Raw genomic sequence first — 24476 nt, 5'->3', positions numbered from 1 at the left:
GCGCGGGTCGATCAGCCGCGGCTGGCCTCAAGGGCCTGGGCGAGGTCGGCGATGATGTCGTCGCTGTGCTCGATGCCGATCGACAGGCGCACCATGTCCCGCGGCACGCCGGCTTTTTCCAGCTCTTCGTCGTTGAGCTGGCGGTGGGTGGTGGAGGCGGGATGGCAGGCCAGCGACTTGGCGTCGCCGATGTTGACCAGGCGCACCACCAGTTGCAACGCATCGATGAAGCGCGCCCCGGCGGCCTGGCCGCCCTTGATGCCGAACGACAGGATCGCCGCCGGCTTGCCGCCGGTGTAGCGCCGGGCCAGTTGGTGCTCGGGATGGTCGGGCAGGCCGGCATATTTCACCCAGGCCACCTGGTCGTGTTCCTGCAGGTAGCGGGCGACCTTGAGCGCATTCTCGGTATGGCGCTCCATGCGCAGGGCCAGGGTCTCCAGGCCTTGCAGGATCAGGAAGGCATTGAACGGCGACAGCGCGGCACCGGTGTTGCGCAGCGGCACCACGCGGCAGCGGCCGATGAAGGCGGCAGGTCCGAAGGCCTCGGTGTAGGTGACGCCGTGGTAGGACGGGTCGGGGGTGTTGAGCAGGGCGAAACGTTCCTTGTGATCAGCCCAGGGAAATTTGCCCGAGTCGATGACGATGCCGCCGATGCTGGTGCCGTGGCCGCCGATGTACTTGGTCAGCGAGTGCACGACGATATCGGCGCCGTGCTCGAACGGGCGGCAGAGAATCGGCGTGGCCACGGTGTTGTCGACGATCAGCGGCACGCCATGGCGGTGGGCCGCCTCGGCCAGCGCGGCGATATCGACGATGTTGCCAGCGGGGTTGCCGATCGACTCGCAGAACACTGCCTTGGTGCGCGCGTCGATCAGCGCCTCGAGGGCGGCGATGTCGTCGTGGGCGGCGAAGCGGGTGGTGATGCCCATGCGCGGCAGGGTGTGGGCCAGCAGGTTGTAGGTGCCGCCGTACAGCTTGGCCACCGAGACGATGTTGTCGCCGGCTTCGGCGACGGTCTGGATGGCGTAGGTGATGGCGGCCATGCCCGAGGCCACGGCCAGCGCGCCGACCCCGCCCTCGAGGGCGGCCATGCGTTGCTCGAGCACGTCGTTGGTGGGGTTCATGATGCGCGAGTAGATGTTGCCCGCGACCTTGAGGTCGAACAGGTCGGCGCCGTGCTGGGTGTCGTCGAAGGCGAACGAGGTGGTCTGGTAGATCGGCACGGCCACCGCCCTGGTGGTCGGGTCGGGGCTGAAGCCCGCGTGGATGGCGAGAGTTTCCAGCTTCATGCGGTCGTTCCTTGAGCGTGGTGTGGAAGCGGCTGAGCATGGGCCGGGGCGGCGGTGGTGGTCAAGGGTCGAGGTTCAACGTTGCGCCGAGGGTGTCTGGCGCCGTTGTGTTTCTTCTTCGAGGTAGCCGATCAGCGCGGCCACTTCGGTTTCGCCCAGGCGCATGTTGGGCATCGCCAACTGGTTGTACTGCGCGTACAGCAGCATCGCCAGCGGGTCTTTTTCCGCCAGCATCCGGTCCGGCTCCATCAGCCAGCGTTTCAACCACTGTTCCTCGCGCTGGCGGGTCACCCCCAGCAGGTCCGGGCCGATGCCATGGGTGGCGCCAGGCTCGGCGTCGCCCAAGGTATGGCACGACGAGCAACGGGTACGGAACAGTTGTTCGCCGGCGCTCGGTGGGCGGATGTCGGGGGCCTGGGTGTAGTCGCGGCGCTGAGAGCTGGCGGTCTTCCAGTTGTGCAGGCTGTTGGCCAGGCGGTCGGCGAGGATGTACGGGCTTTCGAAGGGCGAGGCCTTCATCCAGCGGCCGGTGGCCTGGTTGCCGATGATCAGGCTGAGGTTGTGGTCCTTGCTGCGGCCGTTCTCCAGGCCCTCGATGTACAACCCGAGGCTGCGGCGCAGTTGTTCGATGTCGGCGGCTTCGCCGGTGAGCAGGGTCCAGCCGGGGCCGATGGCGAACTTCTCGGCGTAGCGCTTGAGGGTGGCGGGGGTGTCGTTGTAGGGGTCGATGCTGATCGAGTAGATGAAGATGTCCTGGCCAACGCGCTCGCCCAGCAGCTTCTGCACCTGGCGCAGGCGCGCGGTTTCCACCGGGCAGGAGTCGCCGCAGCCGGTGAAGATGAAGTTGATGGCCACCACTTTGTCTTTGATCAGGTCGTCGAAAAATCGCACCTGTTGGCCGTCCTGGGTGAGCAGGGGGATGTTGGGGAAGTAGTCGGCGCCCCAAGGTGTGGAGGGCGTTGCGCGGGTACTGGGGGGCAGCGACCAGGAAAGGCTGAGGGTGAGCAACAGCAGGAGCAGCAGGCGGCAGAGGCGGGGCATGGTTCTACCCTCTGGACAGGGAACAGGGCAAGGACGGCGTGGGAGCGGGCTTGCCCCGCGAACACCGGCAGAGCCGGTGCCACGCGGTGCGTCTATCGCGGGGTAGGCCCGCTCCCACGCCAATCCTCATGGGCTCTTGGCGAAATCAACGGATACTCAGCGGCACCGTCACGCTCTGCCCCAGCGCCGACTTGACCGTCACCGTCGGTGGCGAGGCCGGGCCGCTGCCGGTTGTGGTCACCGACAGCTTCCAGCGCGCGCCACTGCCGCTGGCGGTCAGGGTCGCCAGGCCCAGGTCGAGCGGCCCGCTGGTGGTGTTGGTGGAGACCCGGATACTGTTGCCGGCGGCCACCGAGGTGGTCCCGGCGATTTCCCAGGTCCAGCGGCTGTTGCTGCGCAACTGCACCGTGGCGCTGCTGACCTGGATCTGGTCCATCGGTACCGCCGGCGAGACCGCGATGCTCACCGTGGCCGGCGCCAGCGACTCGAGGCCCTTGGCGTCGCGCGCGGCGTAGGTGAAGCTGGCGGTGAACGCCGTGGCGACCGTGGCCGGCGGGGTATAGGTCAGCTGGGTGCCATTGCTGCTCACCGTGCCCTGGCCGAAGTCGGGCTGGGCCAGGCTGCTGATGCTCAGCGGCAGGTTGCCGTCGGGGTCGGTGTCGTTTGCCAGCACGTTGAGCACGATCGGCTTGCCGGCCATGGTCGCGGCGCTGTCGTTCACCGCCACCGGCGGCTTGTTGCCATCGTCGCCGGGGCCACTGCTGGCGGTACGGAAGGTCGGCAGGGCGGCGGAGTTGACGTACTCCACGCCATCCCAGCCGGGCAGCGGCGTCGGCATCATCTGGAACTGGCCGGGGTGTTCCAGGTCCCAGCGCAGCAGCATCGAGGTGTCCTCGTGCTGGGTGTTGTGGCAGTGCTCCATGTAGGTGCCGGCGAACTCGCGGAAGCGAATGGCCATTTCCACTTCTTCCGACGAATCAGCATCCGGGCCGATGCGGTAGACGTCCTTGCGCGCCCATTTTTCCCATTCCGGCGGCGCCTTGCCGTCGCGGCTGAGGATCACCCCTTCCTCGAAGTGCACGTGCACCGGGTGGCTCCAGCCGTTGCCGCCGTTCTTGATCTTCCACACTTCCAGGGTGCCGTCGCCGCTGAAGCCGCCGTCGGTGGCTTCGTTGGCCAGTTGCGGGGCGGCGCTGATGCGCCGTGGGTCCATGCTGTAACCGAAGCCGCCATCGGTCTTGATGGTCCAGGGTACGCTGTCGGTGCCGTCGGAGCGGCCGAAGATGAACTCGCGGTGGCGGGCGGCCTTGATCTTGACCTGATCGCTGGCGCTGTTGCGGTCGATGGGCAGGGGGATCATCACCAGGCCCGCGGCCTTGCCGGGCTTGGCCGGTTCGTACAGGCTCGGGTCCATGCTGACGTCCTGGCCGGTGTAGGGCTGCACGATCAGTTGCATGAACTTGCCGACCACCGGGTCGCCGCCATCCCATTCCGGCCCGTTGCTGGTCTGCTTGATCACGGGCTTGTACTTGCCCGACAGCACGTCGGCCAGGGCGATGGGTTGTTTCGGGCCCTTTCCGGTCTCGTGTTCCATGAGGTTGACGAAGTACAGCTTGTCGCCGACCTTGATCCCGTTCTTGGCGAAATTGATGATGATGTCGTAGCGCTCGGCAATGCCCTGCAGCGGCATGATGGCGTTGTTGTCCTGCAGGTTGCCGTCGCCGTTGAGGTCCAGGGTGCCGTCGAATGGCACGGCGTGTTCCATGATGTTGCCGTCGTTGGCAATCATGTGGAACGGCACCCGGGCGTAGGAAAGGTTGGAGCCGGTCGGGCCCTTGAACTCGCCGCTGGTGCCGGCGATTTCACGCACCACGGCAAACTTGAAGTAACGCGACACCGAGCCGTTGAGGATGCGGAAGCGGTAGCTGCGCGCGCGCACCTTGAGCTTGGGCTGGTACTGCCAGTTGACCAGGATCTGGTCGCCGAGGAAACCGTCGGTGTTGAACGGGTTGAACCACAGCTGGCCGTTGGCGTCCCAGGCCTTGTCGGCGATCAACAGGTTGACGTCGTAGTCGCGGTTGCCCCAGGGCATCGCCGCGCCACTGGGGAAACGCAGGTTGACGCCATCCTGCAGAGCTTCGTTGCCGCGGTCGATGGCCGAGTAGTAGTTCATCATCACCGCGTTGCCCTTGTAGACGTTCTGTGCGGTGAAATCGAGCATGTGGTCGTGGAACCAGTGGGTGCTCATGGTCTCGCGCCAGTCGCCGCGGATCTTGATGCTGCCGTTCTCGCAGGTCTTCAGGCCCGGGGAGGCGTCGTTGACGAACAGGGTTTCACCCGGTGCGCAGGGGAAGGCCGCGCGCGGGTCCTGGGCGCGGGTGTTGATGGTGTCGTAGCCGGCCAGCTGGATCGGCCAGCGATAGTCGTAGTACTGGCCTGGGAAGAAGTAGGCGTTGGCGAAGCCGTCGCTCTCGGCCGGCGAGTGGCCGTTGTGTTCGTGGGTGGAGATGGTATGCAGGCCAAAGCCGTTGTTGGCCGAAGGGTCGATTGGCAGGGCGTTGTAGTGGCGCATCAGCACTGGCTGGCCGTAGCGCACCATCAGCAGCTTGACCGGGAAGGTCCCGTCGAAGGTCCACAGCGCCTTGTGGCCCTGCAGGGGCATTTTCGGATGGAAGCGGGTGTCGATGCCCTTGGTGGTGCCCAGGGTGGTGGGGATGTCGGAGGTCTGGTAGTACAGCCCGCCCGGGGCGAACTCACCCTTGGCGTAGTTGTGCAGCTGCTTGCGGTCGCGCAGGCCCTGGTTGATGCGCGCTCCGGCCTGGGCGGTCTTGAACGCGGCCTGGGGGTAGAACTCGTTCCAGCGCTGGTGTGACCAGCCTTTTCCCGGCGGACGGCCTTCGGCGGGCGAGCCGATCCCGCTGCGGTTGAGGAACATCTCGATCTGCGCCTTCCATGGGTTGCGGTCGAGCACGTTAGCGTACTGCGACGGGAACGGCGTCAGCCCCGGTTGGGTCAGGAACGCCTCCAGGGCGTTGCCGTTGGGGCTGCTGCGGGCGGCGTAGTCGGGGTCCTGGGCCGGGGCCGCGCCGATCACGGGCGGCGGGAAGGTCATCGAGTAGGGCGGGGTGGCCGGGTCGAGTTTCTCCGGGCCGAATTCTTCGAACAACAGCAGTTGCTGAGTGAACGGCTCGGCGCCGAACAGCGGGCTGGGCTTGCCGTTGGTGGGGTACTTGCGCGAAGTCTGCAATGCGGGGGGCAGCACGTTGTTGCTGGTCACCGTGGCGCGGGTGCCGTAGACGCCATTGGTCAGCTCCAGCGAACCCTCATTGGCCTCGGGCATTGATTTCAAGGCCTCCAGCGCCGCCGCCTGGTCCTCTGGCGTGGCGGGCGGGTCGCTGTAGGCGGAGGGATCGGTGGGTGGTGGCTGGCTCACGTCGTCGAGCGACCCGGCGACCGCGCTGGCCAGCCCCAGGCTGAGCAGCAGTGCCGTGAGGGAGGACAACCTGAACACCTGGGTCGATGTTGCAGCTGGTTTCTTCATTGCCGTGTGCCCCGTGTTGTACAGACTGGCATCTGTTGCCGCTGAATAAGCGGCGATGTGCCTTGAACAGGGGTCAGCAACGGCTGTGCCAAGCGGTAAATGGCCAAACGCCAGTTGTTTCAAGATGTTGCAGTGTTGCGAACGAGAAACGCTCAAGGTGTTGCCGCAAACATGGGGCTGGACACCCATTGCTGGGTGGGGAATGCTCCCCAGCCGATGTCATCGATCGTCGCAGGGAGCCCACATGGATCCGCTCTATCTCATCGCCCTTGGCGCCATCGTCGCCGGTTTTGTCCAGGGCCTGTCGGGCTTTGCCTTCGGCATGGTGGCCATGTCGTTCTGGGCCTGGGGGCTGGAGCCGCGGGTGGCGGCTGTGCTGACCGTGTTCGGCAGCCTGACCGGGCAGTTGATCGCGGTGTTCAGCGTGCGTCGGGGCTTCAGCTGGACGCTGCTGTGGCCGTTCGTGCTGGGGGGGCTGGCGGGGATTCCGCTGGGGGTGTGGGTGCTGCCTTACCTGGACATGCTGTGGTTCAAGGCGGTGTTCGGCACGCTGCTGGTGGTGTGGTGCCCGCTGATGCTGCTGGCGCCGCGCCTGCCGCGTCTGCAGGGTGGGCGCCTGGCCGATGGCGCGGTGGGCATGGTTGGCGGAGTGCTGGGCGGCATCGGCGGTTTTACCGGCACCGTGCCGACGCTCTGGTGCACCCTGCGCGGGTTCGAGCGCGACACCCAGCGGGCAGTGATCCAGAACTTCAACCTGTCGATGCTGGCGGTGACCATGCTCACCTACCTGGGCAGCGGGCTGGTGACCCCGACGCTGCTGCCGGCGTTCGCGGTGGTGGCGCTGGCGATGGTTGTGCCGACGCTGCTGGGCACGCGGTTGTACCTGGGGATCAGTGAACTGGCGTTTCGCCGGATCGTGCTGGGGCTGCTGACGCTGTCCGGGGTGGCGATGCTGGTGGTCGCGGTGCCGGGGTTGCTGGCGCGGGGCTGATCAAGCTGATCACCCCCTCTGTAGGAGCGCCCTTGTGCCGCGAAAGGGGCGCGTAGCGGCCCACGATCTCTACATCATGCAAAATCGTCGGGGCTGCTGCGCAGCCCTTTCGCGGCACAAGGCCGCTCCTACAGGGGAGCGCGTACATTTCGGTCATCGTGCAAGGCAGCCTCATCACACGCAGCCAACCCTTGCCCGAACCCGGTGTTCTTGGCACCCTTGCCTGCCTTGCCTCTCGTCACGCCCGTAAAACAAGGAACCCTCAAGGTGAATTGGGAAAAAGTCGGTAAATCCCTGGTGGGCCTGCTGGCCCTGGCCATCGTCGCTGCCACGCTCTACGCGGTGCTGCGCGACGACGACCGCCTGCAGGCGCGCCTGACCTATGCCCATCTCACCTACCCAGGCCAGTTCAACGAGCGCATCAGCCAGGCCAACGACCTGCTCAAGTACGAGCGGCTGCACTCGCAGATCAGCGAGATCGGCGCCGGCGCCCTCAGTCATCCGCAGATCGACAAGCTGGTCGACCTGGCGCAGGCCCCTTACCTGCAACTGTTTGCCCGGCCGTTCGAGGCCGGGTTGGTGGATCACCGCACCGGCCTGCTCATCGAGCTGTACAACCCCGCCCAGGCGCCGCTCAAGGCCGTGCACATCCGCTTGCCGGCCAAGGGCCTGGTGCAGGTGCGCGACGCCGCCGGCAACGACACGCTGGTGCCGACGCCCACCAGCAGCATCGACCTGCCGGCCATCGACGGGGTGAGCGAGAGCAAGGTCTGGGTGTACTTCGACGCCGACTATTCGCAGATCCGCCAGGGCGGGATCAGCATCCGCGATGCCGATGGCAGCGCCGATATCCAGGTGACCCGCGAGGTGGTGGGGTTCCCGGCGCTGCTGGCGCGCTACAGCCAAGTGGTGGTGGCGGTGTTTGCCGGGTTGGTGCTGGGAGTGCTGGCGTTGGCCTATGCGTGGCTGGGGCGGGCGAGGGCAGCGAGTAATTCGCTTCCCCTGTAGGCAGGTCTGCTTGAAAAGGACCTGAATCATGACCAAAATATAGCGCTTGAATGAGGGCTATTATCATGCAGAACATCTTTGCCGACGTCACCGTCAGTGTCTCGGAATTAAAGAAGAATCCTACGGCAGTCATGGCCGATGCACAGGGGAAACCAGTGGCAGTCCTCAACCATAATCGCGTCATGGGCTACATGGTGCCCGCTGAACTCTACGAGGCGATGATGGAACGACTGGAAGACATCGAACTGGTGGCATTGGTCAAGGCGCGTGCAGGAGAGAAAGGCATCCCGGTCGAGCTGGATGACCTATAGGCTCGAGTTCCTGCCTTCGGCCCTGAAGGAGTGGGAGAAGCTGGGGCACACCGTCCGTGAGCAGGCCAGAAAGAAGCTCCGGCAACGCTTGCTCTCACCCAAGGTCGGGGTGGATGCGCTGCGTGATTTGCCCAACCACTACAAGATCAAGCTCAGGGCCAGCGGCTATCGACTGGTCTACCGCGTCGAGGATGATCGGGTGGTGGTTGTGGTAGTGGCGATAGGCAAGCGCGAGCGCGGGCAGGCTTATCGCTCGGCTTACATTCGCTGAGCTCCTGCAACATCCCAGCTAGGTCGTTGGCGTACAGGCTGACAGTAAGGCCTCGATGGCGAACCCCCGCGTACGCTTTGTGCCGCCCGCCAGGGCATCATGCCCGTTACGATGCCGCCGGTGGTTTCTGCTACCTCAACAATGCCGCCTTAGCCGCCCAGGTACTGCGAAGTCGCTACAGCCGCGTGGCTATCCTGGACACCGACATGCAGTGGATGCAGGAGATCTTCTACGAGCACGACGATATGCTGTATGTCTTGGTGCACGGCGCCCGACCAACTTCTATCCCGGCGTGGCGGGCTTTGCGGACGAGCGTGGTCAAGGCGCGGGGGAGGGTTGCAATCTTAATCTGCCGATGGCTCATGGAGCCAGCGAGGCGGACTTCATGGCGCAGCTGGAGATCGCGCTCGAGGCGGTGAAGGCATTTGGTGCCCAAGTGCTGGTGTTGTCGCTAGGCTTCGATATCTACGAGCTGGATCCGCAGAGCAAGGTGGCGGTGACGACCAACGGTTTTGCGCGGTTGGGGGAGCGGATTCGAGCGCTGCGGTTGCCCTGCCTGATCGTGCAGGAAGGGGGCTATCACCTTGAAACGCTTCAAATCAACGCAGAAGCTTTTTTCGGCGAACTCATTGCTCGTTAGGAGGTGATCAATGTTGGTGAGGGCTGAGCGTTGTTTTCAGAGTAAGGCACCTGAATATATGGGGGAGGCCTAGTAATTTTACTAGTTGTTCCTTTTTTGACCTGGTGAGACCCTAGCGTAGCGGGATAAATGGAATCTCTTCTTTTGGAGTGATGATTATGGAAGATAAAATGTACAAAGGTACACCGATGAAAACTACGCTTGATGCTCAGGTGGTGGAGAAAAGCAGGCCTGTAGTCCAGATCCAAACATCGGTCGTTATGGGTTTAGGAGACTTCTATCTTTGGGAATATGTATTCAAGCCTCTTGATCGCAATCGTGATGGTGTGGTTGCAGTTAGTGAGATTCGAAGATACTTCCATGAGAAAGTCCAAGAATTTCAGAATCTTGAATCTGAATTTCGAAAGGTGCTGGATGAAAATGGCGATGGAGTGGTGACGCTTGAAGAGTTTTTGGAGTGCGCCAGGACAGCCGAGATGGAAATTACCACAACTACAGTGCGCAAGTAGTGCTGTCTCTTATCTGATTTTGGATTTGGTGAGCACTTGAAGGTGACAGTTCAGTGCTGCTTGCTACCGCTGCGGGTCTCTTTTATTGCGCTTGACTCAGACGCGCAGCGTATTTTCAAACGCTGCCTCTACGCACATGCTTCACCAACACCTTCTCCAGCAACTCCCACATCGCTGGATCGGTACTGAACGCCACATTGAAGCGCATCCACCCGGTGGCCTTGGCATCGACCATGAATAGCTGCCCGGGGCCGAGCATGATGCCTTTCTCCAGGGCATCGTCCAGCAGCGCGGCGCTGTCGGGGATCGCCGGATGGCGGGTCCAGATATACATCCCCTCGTCCGATTCGATGAACAGCTCGAAGCCCAACCGGTGCAGGTGCCGGCCCACTTCCTGATGCGCCTCGGCCAGGCGCTGGCGCAGGCGCTTGAGGTGCTTGCGCCAGCGACCATCGATGATCGCGGCGTAGACCACCCGCTCCATCACCTGCGAGGTAGTCAGGCCCGAGCGCATCTTCAGGTGCAGCAGTTGCTGGGTCAGCTCGGGGTTGGCCAGCAGGTAGCCGACCCGCACATTGGGCGAGATGCTTTTCGAGTAGCTGCCCACGTATACCACCTGCTGCAGGTGGTCGAGGCTGGCCAGGCAGGGCAGTGGGTCGGCGATCATGTCGGCGTAGAGGTTGTTCTCCACCAGGCGGAAACCATGCTGGCTGGCCAGTTGCAGCAAACGGTGCAACTGCGCCAGCGGGGTGCGCGAGCAGGTCGGGCTGTGCAGGTGCGGCTGGGTGAAGAACGCCGTGGGGCGGTGGTGGGCCAACAGGCGCTCGAGCTGGTCGAGGTCGTAACCCGCCGGGGTGCGCGGCACGCCCACCAGGGTGGCACCCTGGGTGCGCAGGATGCTCATCAGGTTGGGGTAGCCGGGGTCGTCCACCAGCACCACGTCGCCGGGGCTTACCAGGGTGCGCACGGCCAGGTCCAGGGCCTGGCTGGCGCCGTGGGTGAGCATCAGCTGCGCCGGGTTGGCGACGATCGACAGTTCCTGCTGCAGGTTCTGCGCGGTCAGCGCGCGCAGCTCCGGCAGGCCCAGGGGGTCGCCGTAGCCGGACAGCTCCAGCGGGCTGCCTGCCACCTGGCGCAGGCCGCGACGCAGGCCTTCCTCGTACATCCAGTCGTTGGGCAGCCAGCCGCAACCCGGCTTGAACGGCAACTGGCGGATCTCGAAGATCTGCTGCAGGTACCACTCGGAATTGAAGGTGGGGCGGCTGGTGTCGACCTCGACGTTGTGCTTGTCCAGCAGCTCGTTCGCCGCACGATTGACGAAGAACCCCGCATTGCCCTTGCTCACCAGCAAGCCCTGGGCCACCAGCCGGTCGTAGGCCTCGACCACGGTGAAGGTGCTCACCGAGTAGGTCGAGGCAAACGCCCGGATCGACGGGACCTTCGCCCCCGGCTTGAGCGTCTGGTCGTCGATCAGCGCGCGCAGCCCGTCGATGATCTGGTTGACCAGCGGGGTGGAGGAGTCCGGATGGAGCTGGAGCATTCGGGGGCCTTCAGGTGTGCGCGGCGACAGGCGCCTGCAGGGGTATCGCGGGTGTATTGCATCGGCGGCCTGTACAGTGCAGTGCGTTTTTCATGCCGCTGTGCATGGCTCAATGTGTTCGACATTTTTACATTACGTGTCAGATATAGCCAACACAGCACGTACCAGCGCCATGAATAATCACAACATCGCTGCTTTGTCCTCGGGGTTTGCCCCGCACCTTCCTTTCGCCTGGCCGGGCGCTTCTCGCCCGTCTCCAGCATGGTTCAGTTCGTCCAGAGGATTGCCTCTGGCCGCGTAAGCAGGCCGCCACGGATGGCCTGCGTGTGCTCCGCACACCTCCCTGCCCGCAGTAGCACTGATGTACAGGTGAGACCGATAACCATCGGGGTTTCACAGTTTTTCCTTGGATAAAAAGAAGCACGGGGTAAATAACTGATGGACGCAACATCCACATCCACCACCGCGAAGGATGGGCACGAGAGCAAGCTCAGTGCCTCGCTCAAGTCGCGCCACCTGACGATGATGTCGATCGCCGGGGTGATCGGCGGCGCCTTGTTCGTCGGTTCCGGCAGCGTGATCCACAGTGCCGGCCCGGCGGCCGTCCTGGCCTATCTCGCCGGCGGCATCCTGGTGGTGCTGATCATGCGCATGCTCGGCGAAATGGCGACCTCGTCGCCGGACACCGGCTCGTTCTCCACCTACGCCGACCGCGCCATCGGCCGCTGGGCCGGTTTCACCATCGGCTGGCTGTACTGGTGGTACTGGGTGATCCTCATGGCCTGGGAGGCCTATGTCGCGGGCAAGATCCTGCACGGTTTCTTCCCTGATGTGAGCGTCAACGTGTTCGTGCTGGCCACCACGCTGCTGCTGATCACCGTCAACTTCTTCAACGTCAAGCACTACGGCGAGTTCGAGTTCTGGTTCGCGCTGATCAAGGTGGTGGCGATCGTCTGCTTCCTGGTGGTGTGCACCGCCGCGGTGATGAACATCTGGCAGTTCGGTGAAGTGCGCGGCATCACCCACCTGACCGCCGAAGGCTTCATGCCCAACGGCATCACCACGGTGATCGGGGCCTTGCTGGGGGTGATGTTCGCCTTCCTCGGCGCCGAGATCGTCACCATTGCCGCCTCCGAGGCGAAGGACCCGGCCACCCAGATCGTCAAGGCGACCAACTCGGTGGTATGGCGGGTGTGCCTGTTCTATGTCGGCTCGATCTTCCTGATCGTCTGCCTGGTGCCGTGGAACGACCCGCAGCTGGGAGTCTCCGGCTATGGCGCCTACCGTCGTACCCTGGAACTGCTGGGCGTGCCGTATGCCGAGCTGCTGATGAACTTCGTGGTGCTGACCTCGGTGAGCAGCTGCCTGATCTCCGGCCACTACACCGCCTCGCGCATGCTGTTCTCGCTGGCCCAGCGCGGCGACGCGCCGCGCCTGTTCAAGTTCACCCGCACCGGTACCGGTGTGCCGGTTAACGCGATCATCGGCTCGTGCCTGGTGGCGGTATTCTGTGCACTGATCAACTTCAGTGACACCCTGCGACCGAAGGACGTGCTGGAAACGCTGATGAACACCACCGGCATGATCGCCCTGCTGGTGTACCTGGTGATCGCCTTCTCGCAGCTGCGCATGCGCCGCAAGCTGATCGCCGAGGGCAAGGAAGTGCGCCTGAAGATGTGGCTGTTCCCGTGGCTGACCTACCTGGTGATCCTGTTCATCGTGGCGGCCCTGGTGACCATGGCCTTCATGCCTGACTACCAGATCCTGGTGATCTCCACCGGCATCGCCGCGGCCATCGTGGTGGCCATGGGCGTGGTGCACCAGATCCGTAGCGCCAAGCGTCACTGATTGCGCTAGTGCCTCTTGCGACGGCCGGTCCCTTTCGAGGGTCCGGCCGTTTTCGTTTGTGGGCAAAGCCTTGTTCGCCAGTCAGATCATCCTTACGTTGCAGCATGCCGACATGGCTTATGCTGCACACAATTGCCCTACGAGGAGTTGCCCATGGCCTGGTCCGCCACCCAGTATTCGTTGTTCGAAGACGAACGCACCCGCGCCGTGCGCGATCTGCTGGCCGCCGTGCCGGCGCGTCCGGCGCGACATGCCACGGACCTGGGCTGCGGTCCGGGCAATTCCACCGAGGTGTTGTTGCAGCGCTGCCCGGATGCCCAGGTCCTGGCCCTGGACAGCGATCCGGACATGATCGACAAGGCCCGGCAGCGGCCACGGCTGAGCATTCCGCGGGTACGCTGCGAGATTGGCGAGATCGCCAGCTGGACGGCCCATGAGCCCCAGGACCTGATTCTTGCCAACGCGTCGCTGCAGTGGGTGCCGGACCACGCCAGCCTCTATCCGCACCTGGTGCGGCAACTGGGCGAGGGCGCCAGCCTGGCCGTGCAGACCCCCGACAACCTCGACGAGCCGGCGCACCGCCAATTGCGGGAGATTGCCTGCCAGGGACCCTGGGCCGGCAAGTTCGCCGATTTCAGCCTGCCGCCGCGGCACAATGCCGGTTTCTACTACGACCTGCTCAGCCCGCTGTGCGCGCGGGTGGATGTGTGGCGCACCACCTACCACCACCCGCTGGTCGGTGGTGCCGAGGCGGTGGTGGAGTGGTTCAAGGGCTCGGCGTTGCGGCCTTACCTGGCGCGGCTGGACGAGCAGGACCAGGCGAGTTTCCTGCAGCTTTATTTGCAGGCCATGCAGCGTGACTACCCACCGGCCAGCGATGGCAGGGTGTTGCTGCCGTTCCCGCGGTTATTCGTGGTGGCGACGCGCTAGGCGCCAGATTACGTAGGCGTAGACGCCGAGGTTGAGTAGCAGTACGACGGTGCCCAGCCACAGCTGGATCTGTGGGGTCAGGCCGGCGGGGTAGATCACTGGCCAGATGTAGTGTTCGACGAAACCGCCGTGGTAGCCGGCGTCGCCGGCGGCATTGCGCAGGTGGTTTTCCCAGTCGGTCAGGGGGCATTCCAGGTGCAGGCCTTCCACGGCAAGGCCCCAGGTGAGGGCGGGGAGATGGAGGAGCAGGGCGCGGCGGCGCCAGAGCACCAACAGGCCGCCGAACAGGACCAGCAGGATGAACGAGAGGTGGAACAGGACCAGGGTGTCGGCGGCCAGGCGGTAGAGCATGGTGGGTGGGGCCTTGCTGTTGGAGAGGGGTTAGTTTGTCATGGTTTTTTGGTTCTGAGTTTCTGGGGCTGGGTGGTAGTTGTTTTGATAGTTGTATGCGCATTCATTTGCGATGTCGACGCTTATTCACCTTTCCGCCCTTACGGCCATCCCTTTCAAGGTCTTTTGGTTTTAGCGGCCTTGATGACCCGATCCGTCGAAACGTGGGCATGCACAGCCGTACCTTGCACCCAGGCCTTCGCTTTGGGCACCTTGGGGCCTCGTGGACTTTTCACGACCTGTTTGGGCTGGATGTTTCTGGCTAGCTCCAGCAGGCGCTGGGCCAGTTTGTCTATCGGTACAACTGGCATGTACTCGGATGGCAGGGCAATCTGCATGCCTTCGTAACCCCCTCTGATCTGCACCGCCAAGTGATAGATCGAGGCTTCCCAATTATCGGGCAAGGCATCCCGATGGGCCTGCTCAACACTACGTTTGAGCAAGGCCAGAACGTTGTATGCCAGAACGGCAGTGGTGAAGCCAAGCAAGGCAGCTCGCGGGCTGCCAAGGGTTTCAATTTCACTTTCCAGAATCGCTTCCAGTCGCTGAAACATCCCTTCGATGCTCCAGCGACGGCGATAGAAGTCTGCGATTTGTTGTGCACTGATGCTCTCGGGCAGATTGCTCCAGAACATCAAGCTGTTATCACCTGAGTCGTTTGGCGAATGAAGTGTCAACTCGACACGTCGCCAGCAGTGCCCGCCTTTTACTTCGATGGATTGCTCGCGCACTGTGCCTGTTGCTACCGGCATCGGTGCTTGCCACTCACCTTCTTGGATCAAGCGGGGATGTTTGGCTTGCTGGCGAATGACAAATGATGTGCTCACCTGTTCGCACGCCTCCATGACAGGCAGCGTGCAGTAGAGGCGATCAGCGACCCAGACCTGATTGGCCTTTGCTTGAGCCAGTAACGGCAAGACACAGACGCGCTCACTTGCGTAGGCGTCTTCACACGGTTGGAGGTCGATCACCTGATCCAGATCGGGATCGTAGACCACTACCGAGAACCCGGGGCGAGCCGCCCCACGCTCTTGGCGCAACGCACCAAGACGCTTTTCGGTGGAGGCCAGGTGGCTTCCATCGACTATCCGAACTTGCCAATCAGGAAGCATGGCTGAATAGCCCAACTCATGGATTGTCGGCGTCAAGCGCTGCGCACAGCCTGTCACCAGAGCACGCAACAGGGCAGGTTCGGTTCGACTGATCTTGTCGTAAAGGGCCGCCAGACTGACGGGAAGGTCGTCTAGTTGTCTCGCGGCAGCATGTAAGGATGGCTTCAAGCCCAGAGAAACAAGCGACATCAGCTTGACGATGGTCGAGAACAGCAATTCGCGAGAATACTGCCGTTGCCGGTGCTCCTCGAAAACCTGATCGACCCACTCCGGCGCAATGGCCTGCTCCAAGGCAAGTTTGGCCATTACGCTGGCGGGTGCTTTTTTCTCGAATTGCGCTAGTACATCAGCCCACATCGCTCGGGTCTTCCTGACTGGATTTCAGTGGATTCTACCGAAGACCTTGAAAGGGATGGCCCTTACGGCGGGTTACTTTGGTCTTGGCCAAAGTAACCAAAGCCGTTGCGCTCCATTCATCCGGCCCTCCGCTTCGCTCCGGGTCCCCTCACTCCGGCCTTGCTCCCGGGAGGACCGCGCTGCAGGGCCCATCCTGGGCCCCAGCGCTTGACGGCCATCCATGGCCGTCACCTCCCTCCGCAAGACCTCCGTTCGGCCTCCTGAAGTCGCGAAGTTACGAGCGGCGCCTGGACTGGCGCAGCTATCGCTAGTTGAAGGTTTAGTTGATCTCTCGATCGTATCGCGGGGCAAGCCCGCTCCTACACGACAGTCGCCGTTATATAAATCCCTGTAGGAGCGGGCTTGCCCCGCGAAAGGGCCGAAACAACCAATACATAACTAATGGTCAAACAACTAACTTCGCGCTTCTTGCTCTTGCTTCTAAGCGCGCGACAGTCCAGGCAACACCAATTGCGACTTCAGGAGGCCGAGCGGAGGTCTTGCGAAGGGAGGTGACGGGCATGGATGCCCGTCAAGCGCTGCGCCCCAGGATGGGGCGTTCAGCGCGGTCCTCCCGGGAGCAAACAAAGGCGTGAGGGAATCCCGCCACGAGCGGGACGGATGAACGGAGCGGAACGGTTTTGCCTACTTTTCCCTAGAGAAAAGTAGGTCGCCGTAATGGCGAAAAGGTGACTAAATGTCGACATCACCTACGAATGCACATACAACTATCAAAACAACCGGCCTCAGCTACACGCCCAACGCATAGTCCACCTGCAAAACCAGCAGCCCCCAATTGACGCCACCCTCCGCCTGGGTAAGGCTACCCCCTCCCCCAAACCATGAGACCACCAATGCTGATCGATCCCCGCAAGGCCACGCTGCTGGTCGTCGATATCCAGGAAAAACTCATCGCTGCCATGAGCGACCCCGAAGGCACCGCAGCCCGTGCCCGCTGGCTCCTCGCGGCAACCGCCGAACTAAAACTCCCAACGGTGATCTCCGAGCAATACCCCAAGGGCCTGGGCCACACCCTGGCCGCCCTCAAGGCCGCGGCGCCAGCCGCCGAAATCGTCGAGAAACTGCACTTCTCCTGCGTCGCCGCCGAATGCCTGCCCTCCAGCCTGCTCGACCGCGAACAGGTAATCGTCTGCGGCATGGAGACCCACGTCTGCGTGCTGCAGACCGTGCTCGGCCTGCGCGCCCTGGGCAAGCAGGTGTTCGTGGTCGAGGACGCCTGCGACAGCCGCACCCCACAGAGCAAGGCAGCGGGCCTGACGCGCATGCGCGATGCCGGGGCGCAGGTGGTCACCCGCGAGATGGTTCTGTTCGAGTTGCTGGGCAGCTCCAGCCACCCGCAGTTCCGCCAGATCAGCAAGACCTACCTGGTCGGTGAACAGCCCTGAACGCCCGCCTGCTGACCACCGCGCTGCTGGCCCTGGGCCTGCTCCAGGGTTGCGCCGGGCGACGTGAGGAAGCCGCCGAGGCCGACCCGGCCAAGGTCCGCACACAGCTCTTGCGCCTGCTCCCAGCCCAGGTCAAGGACCGCCAGGGCTGGGCAGAGGATATCCAGGTGGCGTTCCAGGCCCAGGGCATCAGCCCGAGCAAGAGCAACCTGTGCGCGGTGCTGGCGGTGACCGAGCAGGAATCCACCTTCAACGCCGACCCGCAGGTGCCGAACCTGGGGCGCATCGCCCGCGAGGAGATCGACCGTCGGGCGGCGCGCCTGCATGTGCCCAGGCTGCTGGTCGACGGCGCCCTGGACACGCCCTCGGCCAACGGTAAGACCTACCAGCAACGGCTGCTCGCCGTGCGCAGCGAAAAACAGCTCAGCGCCCTGTACGACGAGGTGATCGGCGGCCTGCCGCTGGGACGCTCGCTGCTGGGCGGGTTGAACCCGGTGCGCACTGGCGGGCCGATGCAGGTCAGCGTGGACTTCGCCGAGCGGCACGCCAAGGGCTATCCCTACGACCACACGGGCAGCATCCGCCAGGAGGTGTTCAGCCGCCGCGGCGGAATGTACTTCGGCATCGCCCACCTGCTCGGCTACCCCACCCACTATGAGCGCCAGCTATACCGCTTCGCCGATTTCAACGCGGGTTGGTACGCCAGCCGCAACGCGGCGTTCCAGGCGGCATTGAGCCGGGCGAGCGGGGTGTCGCTGGCGCTCGATGGCGACCTGATCGCCCCCGGCGCCATCCTGCCCGGCACCACCGAGCAGGCGGCGCGCAAGTTGGGTGCGAAGCTGGGGCTGCGCAATCCGCAGATCAGGGCTCAGCTGGAGAAGGAGAATGGCCTGGAACTGGAGGACACCGCGTTGTATCGCGGGGTGTTCGCCCTGGCCGAAGCGAAGGCGGGCAAGGCACTGCCACGGGCAGTTTTGCCGGGGATCGAGCTGAAGAGCCCGAAGATCACCCGCAAGCTGACCACCGCATGGTTTGCCGGCAGGGTGGATGAGCGGTATCAGCGGTGCATGAAGCGTTGAGGTGGTCCCTGTAGGAGCGGGCTTGTCCCGCGATGGCGCCAGTCGAGCCAACATCGTCGCCTGCTCTGACGCCATCGCGGGGCAAGCCCGCTCCTACAGCGGCATTCAACTGTCGCCGAGGGCCTTGACCACCTGCTCGACACTGGCCTTGAGCCCCGCCACGGTGTCGTCCGGATCGCTGTCCACCACCAGCAACTTCGCCCCGGAAGCGGCGATCATCTCGGCCACCTTTGCATCCGGCTGACGATGATGCAGCACCAGCGCCACATCCTGTGCCTTGAGGTTCTCACCCAGCGCCTTGAGCATCGCCTCGTCCCACTTGTCGTCGGCCGGCAGCGGCTGTTCAGCCACATCCAGGTTCAACCCGCTGGCCAGGTAGCCCAGGCGCTCGGACAGGCTGACCACGGTCAGGTTGTCGACCTCGGCCAGGCGTGTCTGGCTGTTGGCGGTCAGCTCCAGCATCTGCCGCTTGAGGCCGGCCAGGTTGCCCTGGATCTTCGCCTTGTCGGCTGGCGAGAGGCGTTCGAGATCGTTGGCCACTACATCGGCCATGCGCCCCAGGTTGGTCGGGTTCAGCCAGGGATAGGCGGCGAAGGCCTCGTCACCCTTGACCGCGATACCGGGCAGGGCGCCGTCCACCGGGCGCGCGGCGTCGATCTCGACGATGCGGATGTTGCTGCGTCGAGCCATGGGGTAGAGCGGGTCGTCGCGCCAGATCGAACGCACCCCGATGACCGCGTCGGCTTTCGATGCCGCTTTCTGCAGGCTGACGCCACCACGACCGCTGAAGTACGAGGGCTGGCGGCTGGCCGGCAGGTTGGCAGGCGCGGCGCGTTGAAGCTGCACCGAGGTACCGTCGAGCAAGGCGCTGGCCAGGCTGTGGGTCACCGGCAGGGTGGTCAGCACTTCAGTGGCATTGGCCAGCAGCGGCAGGCCGCTCAGGGCCAGGGCCAGGGTGAGTTTCTTCAGGATCATGCCGGGTTTCCTTGCAGGCGGGGGACGAGGGCGCGGGCCAGGGCGGCGAGGGCGAAGCAGACCCCGGCGACCAGGATGATTGCCGCGCCCGAGGGCACCGGCAGGTCGAAGACGATCGGCAGCAGGATGCCGAGCAGGGTGCTCAGGGTGGCGATGATCACCGAGACGAAGAAGAAGCCCTTGAGCGACTGGCTGACCAGCCGCGCCGCCGCCGCCGGGATCACCAGCAGGGCGCCGACCAGGATCGCGCCGATCACCTTGACCGAGGCCACGGTGACCAGGGTCACCAGTACCACGAACAGGTAGTCCAGGGTCTTCACCGCCACCCCGCGTACCGCCGCCAGCTGCGGGTTGAAACTGGCCAGCATGATGCGGTTGTACAGCGGCAGGGCCAGGGCCAGCACCAGCACGGCGACGATGGCCAGCACCAGCAGGTCGTGGGCGCTGACGGTGAGCACCGAACCGAACAGCACGTTCTCGAGGATGTGCACGTTGATCTTGCCGGCCAGCATCAGCAGCAGGCTCGCCCCCAGGGCCAGCGACACCGACAGGAACACGCCGATCAGCGTGTCCGGGGACAGTCCGGTGCGGTTGCGCAGGAAGTTGAGCAGGATGCCGAACAGCAGGCAGTAGCCGAACAGGCTGCCGTACGGGCCGGTGTAGGGCTCGCCGAGCAGGATGCCGATGGCCACGCCGGTCAGCGCGGCGTGGCCCACCGCCTCGGAGAAGAAGGCGAAGCGCTTGACCACCACCAGGGTGCCCAGGCCGCCCAGCACCGGGCCGATCATCAGGCCTGCCAGCAGGGCGTTGACCACGAAACCGTAGGCCAGCGCCTCCGGCAGGTAACCAGCGGTGGCCCAGTCCTGGACCAGCTGGCGGAACGATTCGAAACTCATCAGGCAAGGCTCTCGCTGCGCGGGTGGACGGAGAACAGCCCGAGCAGGCGCTCGGGGGTCAGGGCCTGGGCCGGCGGGGCGTCGAACAGGACCTGGCGGCTCAGCCCGGTGACCCGGTCGGCCAGGCGCAGTACCGCTTCCAGGTCGTGCTCGATCCACAGCACGGTGGTGCCGGCCTGGCGCCAGCCGTGCAGCAGTTGCTCGAACACCTGGATACCGGCCTCGTCGAGGGCCGACATCGGCTCGTCCAGCACCAGCAGCTGTGGCTCGGGGATCAGCCCCTGGGCCAGCAGCACGCGCTGGCGCTCGCCGCCGGACAGCGCGCCCATGCGCCGCTTGCGCTTGTCGAGCATGCCCACCCGCGCCAGCGCCGCGTCGATCGCCGGGCGCACGCGCCGGGACAGGCCGAGGAACGCCGGGCGGCGCTGGCACATGGCGGCCATGAAATCGTCCACGGTCATTGGCAGGCCGCGGTCGAATTCCAGGGCCTGTGGCACGTAGCCGATCACTTCACGCTCACCGGGCCAGTGCAGGGTCAGCTGGCCCTGGTGCGGCATCTGCCCGAGCAGGGTCTTGATCAGCGAGCTCTTGCCGCCGCCGTTGGGGCCGACGATGGCGTGCACGCTGCCGGGGGCGACGCTGAAGCGTACGTTCTCGAGAATGCGCGTGCGGCCAAGGGTGAGGTCGATGCCGTCGAACTCGATGCGTGGCCCGCAGGCGCTGGTGAGGTTGGCGGCGGCGGTCACGTGCGGTTCTCCTGGATGGCCTGGACCACCGTGTCGAGGTTGCGCTTCATCTCCACCTCGTACTTCTCGGTGGTGTATTCGCCGTAGGAGATGTGCGTGAGCGGGTAGATGCGCACGCCGGACTCGCGGTGGATGGTGTCGACATAGGCCGAGGGGAAGTCCATCTCCGAGAAGATCACCTTCACATCCAGGGCCTTGAGCTGGTCGATGGTCTTCTTCAGCTGTGCCGGGCTCGGTTCGATGCCGTGGGCTGGTTCCACCACGGCGGTGACTTCCAGGCCGAAGTCGCGCACCAGGTAGTCGTAGGCGGCATGGATGGTGGCGACGCGGAAGGTCGCGTCAGGCGCCTGGGTGACCTTGGCCAGGGCCTCGGCGCGCAGGGCGCGCAGGCGCTTGGCGTAGGCCCGGGCGTTCTGCGTATAGAACTTGGCGTTGTCCGGGTCGAGCTTGCCCAGCTCGCGGGCGATGTTGTTGACCTGGGCGATGGTGGCGCTGATCGACAGGAAGGTGTGCGGGTTGACCACCTTGCCGGCGCCGCGGGCGGCAATGCCGGTGGCCGCCAGCAGCGGCACGTTGGCGTTGGACTCGATGGTCTTGATATCGGGCTTCTCGCTGGCGGCGATCATGCGGTCGGCGAAGTCGTCGTGGCCGACGCCGTTGAGCACGATCACGTCGAGGCTGCCGATGCGCTTGATGTCCTCGGCGCGGGGCTCGTAGGCGTGGGGATTGAAGCCGGCCGGGATCAGCGGCACCACCTCGGCCTTGTCGCCGACGATGTTGCTCACGTAGCTGTAGTAGGGGTGCAGGGTGATGCCGATGCGCAGCGGCTTGCCGTTGTCGGCGAGGGCCACGGCGGGCAGGGTGCAGGCCAGGAGCAGCGCCAGGGTGCGGCGGGCGAAGCGAAGCATGGGCAGGTCCTTAGTGACGGTGTTGGCGGGTGACCCCGGCGTCGTAGTGGGTGACGATCTGCTGCCAGCCGGCGGCGATCAGCGCATCGCTGTCCAGCGCGTCGGGGGGCAGGGCGGTGCTGTCGCGGCGCAGCCAGACATCCGGCTGGGCATCGCTGGCGGTGGGCAGGATCATCAGGAAGCTGCCGGCCACCTGGGCGTCCTGGCTGCGGCCCAGGTAGGCGCCGTTGGCCAGCAGCGACCACTGGTGGCTGCCGCGGCTCTGGCTGCTGGCGTCGCTGACGAACGGCGGCAGCCCCTCGTCGGCCAGGGCCTGGGCGTCCGGGGCGACGCCGTTGTCCTCGCGTAGGGCGCGGATCTCCTCGACGGCCACCCACAGGTCGGTGTGGATGCCCTGTTCGGCGGCATTGAGGTCGCGACGGGCGTCGAGCTGGTGGGCGGCGATGGCCTGTTCATCCTCGCGCTCGCCGCGCACGGCCACCACACTGGCGGCCAGCACCACGATCAGCAGCGCAACCAACAGCACATAGAGGGTCTCGTGCCCGGCGCCGGCCGGGCGCACCACCTGGGCGCGGCTCATGGCGCACCGATGTCGGCGTGGTCCACTTCCACCACGTGGCCGGGGCCGGCATCGAACAGCACGTAGAACTCACCCTCGGGGCGCTTGAAGGTCAAGGTCGAGTCGTCGCCGAGCTTGCTCGCCACCAGCACCTGTTCGTCGTAGCCGATCACGTCCAGGGTCACGCCGGGGGCGCCGCTGCCGTCGGAGAAGCCACCCTTGCAGGTGATCTGCTCGCCGTGCTCGGTGCACTCGCACATCGGGTTGTGCGCCAGCGCCGGGGTGGCGGCCAGGGCCAAGAGGGGCAGGGCGAGCCTGCGCATCAGCTGTTTCATTTGTTGCCTCCTTGTTTCTCGAGCCAGGCCGCGGTGGCGGGGGATGCCTTGGCCAGCGGCACCGAGGCCTGGTACATCTTGCCGTCCCAGCCTTCGATGGTGATCCAGATGTCGGCGTCGGGCCGGGTGCGTGGCGGGATCGGCAGCGAGGTGCCCATGCGCGCCGGGGCGCCGAAGAAGATCGTGCCGGCGGCGCGCAGGCTGCGCGGCTTGCCCACCCGCAGGTAGGTGGCCTTGACGCCTTCGTCGCAGCTTGTACAGGCGGCGTTGAAGGCCTTGAAGTAGCCGGCCGGGCCTTCGGCGCGCGGGGCCTCGTCGCGCAGTTCGGCCAGGTCCAGGGTCCAGCGCCCGACCTGGATACCCTCGACGATGTTGGCGCCCAGTCCGCTGTCACCGCGGAACAGGCTGGCGTCGGCGAAGTACTTGGGCATGAAACCCAGGGGAATGAGGATCAGCAGGATGTTCAGGTGGAAGCGCCATTTCAGCCACAGCTGCTTCAGGCCGCTGGGCGGCAGGGTATCGGTCTGGCTCAAGGTTGGGCCTCCAGGGTGGTTGGGCTGGCCGCGGCGCGCTTGCGTGCCGGACGCTCGCCGCGCTTGAAGGCGGCGAGGGTGGCCTGGGTGGTGCGTTTGGTCCAGATCAGCAGGCCACTGAACACCATCAGGGTCAGCACCAGGCCGAAGAAGAACCAGATCAGCTTGATCGCCAGGCCACCGAAATCACCGGTGTGCAGCGGGCGCATGGATTCGGTGACGAACTCGAGGGCCGAACGGTCGCCAAGCAGGAACTGGCTGTCGACGTTGGACGTGTAAGGGTTGACCTCGGCGGTCTGGAACATCAGCGGGTACCAGCCGCGCCCGCCCATGCTGTAGTGGCTGTAGGCGGTGGCCGGCAGCGAGATGAAGCTGATGTCCAGGCCGGGGATCTTCTGGCTGGCAATGCGTGCCGCCTGGTCCAGGTCGATGCGCGGCGCGGGGCTGCCGTCGGCGCTCTGCGGCACCTGTTCGCGGGCGATCACCGGCACGATCGGCTCGCTGGAGATCGTCACATGGTTGTCGGCGAGAATCGCCTGGATCAGGAACCAGGTGCCGGTGATGGCGATCACCGCGATGAACCAGATCGACCACACGCCGGCCAACCGATGCACGTCGCCCCAGAAGATCCGTGGGCCGTGGCCGGTGCGCAGCGGCTTGAAGAAACCGCGCCAGAACTTCTTGTACACCACCAGCCCCGTGACCAGCGAGGCGAGCATCGGCAGCCCGAGCAGCGACACCAGGTACCAGCCCCAGCTGTAGCCGTTGGTGAAGGGCACCAGCCACCAGCCGTGCAGGGCGCGGGTGAAGGCCTCGAAGTCGAAGTCCGGGCGCTGGCCCTGGATGGCCCCGGTGTAGGGGTTGACGTAGAGCAGCGCGTTGGTGCCGTCGGCACGGGTCACCGAGGCCTGCAGGGCGAAGTGCGAACCGTCCGGCTGGCTGAAGAAACGGACCGCCAGCTCAGGTTCGGCCTTGTGCATGGCGTCGAGCACCTGCTGGTAGCTCAGGCGCTGGCTATCGTCGTCGGGCTTGCTGGCGCGCACGTCGGCGTTGGCCAGCCAGACGATCTCCTGGCTGACCACCGCGAGCATGCCGGTGAAGCAGACGATCAGGACGAAGAACCAGATCGGCAGGGCAAGCCAGCTGTGGACCAGGAACCACAGCTTGGAATTGGATTTCTTTCTCGATTGTCGGGCCATCGCTCGGTCTTCTGCATATGAAA

23 protein-coding genes and 1 pseudogene are annotated in these 24476 nt (G+C 64.7%); 10 read left to right on the top strand and 14 right to left on the bottom strand.

All coding sequences use genetic code 11. From position 1 onward, the window contains the following. Positions 1-11: 11 nt before the first annotated feature. The 3 genes from K2O50_RS15755 to K2O50_RS15745 form a co-directional block, all read right to left on the bottom strand. Positions 12-1289 (bottom strand): bifunctional O-acetylhomoserine aminocarboxypropyltransferase/cysteine synthase, encoded by a 1278-nt coding sequence (locus tag K2O50_RS15755; protein ID WP_050706236.1) that lies wholly within the window; start codon positions 1287-1289, stop codon positions 12-14. Between the two features lie 75 nt (positions 1290-1364). Further along, positions 1365-2330, bottom strand: a complete 966-nt coding sequence (locus tag K2O50_RS15750) for an SCO family protein (RefSeq protein ID WP_050706235.1) — start codon at positions 2328-2330, stop codon at positions 1365-1367. 145 nt (positions 2331-2475) lie between these two features. Further along, positions 2476-5871: an Ig-like domain-containing protein gene (locus tag K2O50_RS15745; protein WP_050706234.1), complete on the bottom strand. Its 3396-nt coding sequence runs from the start codon at positions 5869-5871 to the stop codon at positions 2476-2478. A gap of 244 nt (positions 5872-6115) precedes the next feature. Between K2O50_RS15745 and K2O50_RS15740 the strand changes: the two genes are divergently transcribed. The 6 genes and pseudogenes from K2O50_RS15740 to K2O50_RS15715 all read left to right on the top strand — a co-directional run bounded on the left by K2O50_RS15740 (position 6116) and on the right by K2O50_RS15715 (position 9601). Further along, positions 6116-6862, top strand: a complete 747-nt coding sequence (locus K2O50_RS15740) for a sulfite exporter TauE/SafE family protein (protein WP_220689831.1) — start codon at positions 6116-6118, stop codon at positions 6860-6862. 267 nt (positions 6863-7129) lie between these two features. Then, positions 7130-7870 (top strand): hypothetical protein, encoded by a 741-nt coding sequence (locus K2O50_RS15735; protein ID WP_050705240.1) that lies wholly within the window; start codon positions 7130-7132, stop codon positions 7868-7870. 65 nt (positions 7871-7935) lie between these two features. Continuing rightward, positions 7936-8181, top strand: coding sequence for a type II toxin-antitoxin system Phd/YefM family antitoxin (locus tag K2O50_RS15730; RefSeq protein ID WP_050705246.1), 246 nt, complete (start codon positions 7936-7938; stop codon positions 8179-8181). After that, positions 8171-8452: a type II toxin-antitoxin system RelE/ParE family toxin gene (locus K2O50_RS15725; protein WP_050705241.1), complete on the top strand. Its 282-nt coding sequence runs from the start codon at positions 8171-8173 to the stop codon at positions 8450-8452. The genes K2O50_RS15730 and K2O50_RS15725 overlap by 11 nt, the downstream gene beginning before the upstream one ends. A gap of 26 nt (positions 8453-8478) precedes the next feature. After that, positions 8479-9092 (top strand): annotated as a pseudogene (locus K2O50_RS15720) (hypothetical protein). 158 nt (positions 9093-9250) lie between these two features. Next, a complete protein-coding gene (locus K2O50_RS15715; protein WP_162232962.1) occupies positions 9251-9601 on the top strand; it encodes an EF-hand domain-containing protein in 351 nt (116 codons plus the stop codon). A gap of 115 nt (positions 9602-9716) precedes the next feature. Here the strand turns inward: K2O50_RS15715 and K2O50_RS15710 are convergent, their stop codons facing one another. Further along, positions 9717-11141, bottom strand: coding sequence for a PLP-dependent aminotransferase family protein (locus K2O50_RS15710; RefSeq protein WP_050705242.1), 1425 nt, complete (start codon positions 11139-11141; stop codon positions 9717-9719). A 438-nt stretch (positions 11142-11579) separates the two neighbouring features. Between K2O50_RS15710 and K2O50_RS15705 the strand changes: the two genes are divergently transcribed. Together K2O50_RS15705 and tam are read left to right on the top strand one after the other, a co-directional pair. Continuing rightward, positions 11580-12989 carry an amino acid permease gene (locus K2O50_RS15705; protein ID WP_050705243.1) on the top strand — a complete coding sequence of 470 codons (1410 nt, stop codon included), beginning with the start codon at positions 11580-11582 and terminating at the stop codon, positions 12987-12989. A gap of 153 nt (positions 12990-13142) precedes the next feature. Continuing rightward, the gene (tam, locus tag K2O50_RS15700) at positions 13143-13919 is read left to right on the top strand and encodes a trans-aconitate 2-methyltransferase (protein ID WP_050705244.1); all 777 of its coding nucleotides are present in this window, start codon (positions 13143-13145) and stop codon (positions 13917-13919) included. On the opposite strand, the gene K2O50_RS15695 is transcribed toward tam, so the two are convergent. Both K2O50_RS15695 and K2O50_RS15690 read right to left on the bottom strand, forming a co-directional pair. Next, on the bottom strand, positions 13896-14270 hold the full coding sequence (locus K2O50_RS15695) for a DUF2784 domain-containing protein (protein WP_050705245.1): 375 nt from the start codon (positions 14268-14270) through the stop codon (positions 13896-13898). The genes tam and K2O50_RS15695 overlap by 24 nt on opposite strands. Before the next feature lie 155 nt (positions 14271-14425). After that, on the bottom strand, positions 14426-15727 hold the full coding sequence (locus tag K2O50_RS15690) for an IS4 family transposase (protein WP_220690030.1): 1302 nt from the start codon (positions 15725-15727) through the stop codon (positions 14426-14428). 944 nt (positions 15728-16671) lie between these two features. Here K2O50_RS15690 and K2O50_RS15685 point away from each other — a divergent pair. Next, positions 16672-17223 carry an isochorismatase family protein gene (locus K2O50_RS15685; RefSeq protein WP_050706541.1) on the top strand — a complete coding sequence of 184 codons (552 nt, stop codon included), beginning with the start codon at positions 16672-16674 and terminating at the stop codon, positions 17221-17223. Then, positions 17220-18302, top strand: a complete 1083-nt coding sequence (locus K2O50_RS15680; RefSeq protein ID WP_305728808.1) for a DUF1615 domain-containing protein — start codon at positions 17220-17222, stop codon at positions 18300-18302. The genes K2O50_RS15685 and K2O50_RS15680 overlap by 4 nt, the downstream gene beginning before the upstream one ends. Positions 18303-18407: 105 nt before the next feature. On the opposite strand, the gene K2O50_RS15675 is transcribed toward K2O50_RS15680, so the two are convergent. Genes K2O50_RS15675 through K2O50_RS15640 form a run of 8 tightly spaced genes read right to left on the bottom strand, consistent with a single transcriptional unit; the run spans position 18408 to position 24453 of the window. After that, the gene (locus K2O50_RS15675; RefSeq protein ID WP_050706539.1) at positions 18408-19277 is read right to left on the bottom strand and encodes a metal ABC transporter solute-binding protein, Zn/Mn family; all 870 of its coding nucleotides are present in this window, start codon (positions 19275-19277) and stop codon (positions 18408-18410) included. Further along, entirely contained in the window at positions 19274-20173 is a 900-nt protein-coding gene (locus tag K2O50_RS15670; protein ID WP_050706538.1) for a metal ABC transporter permease, read from the bottom strand. The genes K2O50_RS15675 and K2O50_RS15670 overlap by 4 nt, the downstream gene beginning before the upstream one ends. After that, positions 20173-20919 (bottom strand): metal ABC transporter ATP-binding protein, encoded by a 747-nt coding sequence (locus tag K2O50_RS15665; protein WP_050706537.1) that lies wholly within the window; start codon positions 20917-20919, stop codon positions 20173-20175. The genes K2O50_RS15670 and K2O50_RS15665 overlap by 1 nt, the downstream gene beginning before the upstream one ends. After that, entirely contained in the window at positions 20916-21827 is a 912-nt protein-coding gene (locus K2O50_RS15660; protein ID WP_050706536.1) for a metal ABC transporter substrate-binding protein, read from the bottom strand. Before K2O50_RS15660 ends, K2O50_RS15665 begins: the two co-directional genes overlap by 4 nt. A 10-nt stretch (positions 21828-21837) precedes the next feature. Beyond that, the gene (locus K2O50_RS15655; RefSeq protein WP_220689830.1) at positions 21838-22407 is read right to left on the bottom strand and encodes a DUF6162 family protein; all 570 of its coding nucleotides are present in this window, start codon (positions 22405-22407) and stop codon (positions 21838-21840) included. Then, positions 22404-22721 carry a hypothetical protein gene (locus tag K2O50_RS15650; RefSeq protein WP_050706534.1) on the bottom strand — a complete coding sequence of 106 codons (318 nt, stop codon included), beginning with the start codon at positions 22719-22721 and terminating at the stop codon, positions 22404-22406. Before K2O50_RS15650 ends, K2O50_RS15655 begins: the two co-directional genes overlap by 4 nt. After that, complete coding sequence (locus K2O50_RS15645) at positions 22718-23254, bottom strand: hypothetical protein (protein ID WP_050706533.1); 537 nt, start codon at positions 23252-23254, stop codon at positions 22718-22720. The genes K2O50_RS15650 and K2O50_RS15645 overlap by 4 nt, the downstream gene beginning before the upstream one ends. After that, positions 23251-24453: a PepSY domain-containing protein gene (locus K2O50_RS15640; RefSeq protein WP_050706532.1), complete on the bottom strand. Its 1203-nt coding sequence runs from the start codon at positions 24451-24453 to the stop codon at positions 23251-23253. Before K2O50_RS15640 ends, K2O50_RS15645 begins: the two co-directional genes overlap by 4 nt. Between the last annotated feature and the right edge of the window lie 23 nt (positions 24454-24476).

It is taken from the genome of Pseudomonas sp. 2hn (assembly GCF_019646095.1).
Classification (GTDB): Bacteria; Pseudomonadota; Gammaproteobacteria; order Pseudomonadales; family Pseudomonadaceae; genus Aquipseudomonas; species Aquipseudomonas peradeniyensis.
Note: the sequence above shows the minus strand (reverse complement) of the source record. Positions and strands in the feature narration are given on the sequence as shown.

Excerpts from the sequence above, each read along its gene's own strand:
- K2O50_RS15685 (WP_050706541.1), top strand. The coding sequence starts at position 16,672 with ATGCTGATCGATCCCCGCAAGGCCACGCTGCTGGTCGTCGATATCCAG.
- K2O50_RS15650 (WP_050706534.1), bottom strand. The coding sequence starts at position 22,721 with ATGAAACAGCTGATGCGCAGGCTCGCCCTGCCCCTCTTGGCCCTGGCC.
- K2O50_RS15715 (WP_162232962.1), top strand. The coding sequence starts at position 9,251 with ATGGAAGATAAAATGTACAAAGGTACACCGATGAAAACTACGCTTGAT.
- K2O50_RS15695 (WP_050705245.1), bottom strand. The coding sequence starts at position 14,270 with ATGCTCTACCGCCTGGCCGCCGACACCCTGGTCCTGTTCCACCTCTCG.
- K2O50_RS15725 (WP_050705241.1), top strand. The coding sequence starts at position 8,171 with ATGACCTATAGGCTCGAGTTCCTGCCTTCGGCCCTGAAGGAGTGGGAG.
- K2O50_RS15710 (WP_050705242.1), bottom strand. The coding sequence starts at position 11,141 with ATGCTCCAGCTCCATCCGGACTCCTCCACCCCGCTGGTCAACCAGATC.
- K2O50_RS15730 (WP_050705246.1), top strand. The coding sequence starts at position 7,936 with ATGCAGAACATCTTTGCCGACGTCACCGTCAGTGTCTCGGAATTAAAG.
- K2O50_RS15745 (WP_050706234.1), bottom strand. The coding sequence starts at position 5,871 with ATGAAGAAACCAGCTGCAACATCGACCCAGGTGTTCAGGTTGTCCTCC.
- K2O50_RS15670 (WP_050706538.1), bottom strand. The coding sequence starts at position 20,173 with ATGAGTTTCGAATCGTTCCGCCAGCTGGTCCAGGACTGGGCCACCGCT.
- K2O50_RS15690 (WP_220690030.1), bottom strand. The coding sequence starts at position 15,727 with ATGGCCAAACTTGCCTTGGAGCAGGCCATTGCGCCGGAGTGGGTCGAT.
- K2O50_RS15660 (WP_050706536.1), bottom strand. The coding sequence starts at position 21,827 with ATGCTTCGCTTCGCCCGCCGCACCCTGGCGCTGCTCCTGGCCTGCACC.
- tam (WP_050705244.1), top strand. The coding sequence starts at position 13,143 with ATGGCCTGGTCCGCCACCCAGTATTCGTTGTTCGAAGACGAACGCACC.
- K2O50_RS15675 (WP_050706539.1), bottom strand. The coding sequence starts at position 19,277 with ATGATCCTGAAGAAACTCACCCTGGCCCTGGCCCTGAGCGGCCTGCCG.
- K2O50_RS15750 (WP_050706235.1), bottom strand. The coding sequence starts at position 2,330 with ATGCCCCGCCTCTGCCGCCTGCTGCTCCTGCTGTTGCTCACCCTCAGC.
- K2O50_RS15740 (WP_220689831.1), top strand. The coding sequence starts at position 6,116 with ATGGATCCGCTCTATCTCATCGCCCTTGGCGCCATCGTCGCCGGTTTT.
- K2O50_RS15640 (WP_050706532.1), bottom strand. The coding sequence starts at position 24,453 with ATGGCCCGACAATCGAGAAAGAAATCCAATTCCAAGCTGTGGTTCCTG.
- K2O50_RS15755 (WP_050706236.1), bottom strand. The coding sequence starts at position 1,289 with ATGAAGCTGGAAACTCTCGCCATCCACGCGGGCTTCAGCCCCGACCCG.
- K2O50_RS15705 (WP_050705243.1), top strand. The coding sequence starts at position 11,580 with ATGGACGCAACATCCACATCCACCACCGCGAAGGATGGGCACGAGAGC.
- K2O50_RS15655 (WP_220689830.1), bottom strand. The coding sequence starts at position 22,407 with ATGAGCCGCGCCCAGGTGGTGCGCCCGGCCGGCGCCGGGCACGAGACC.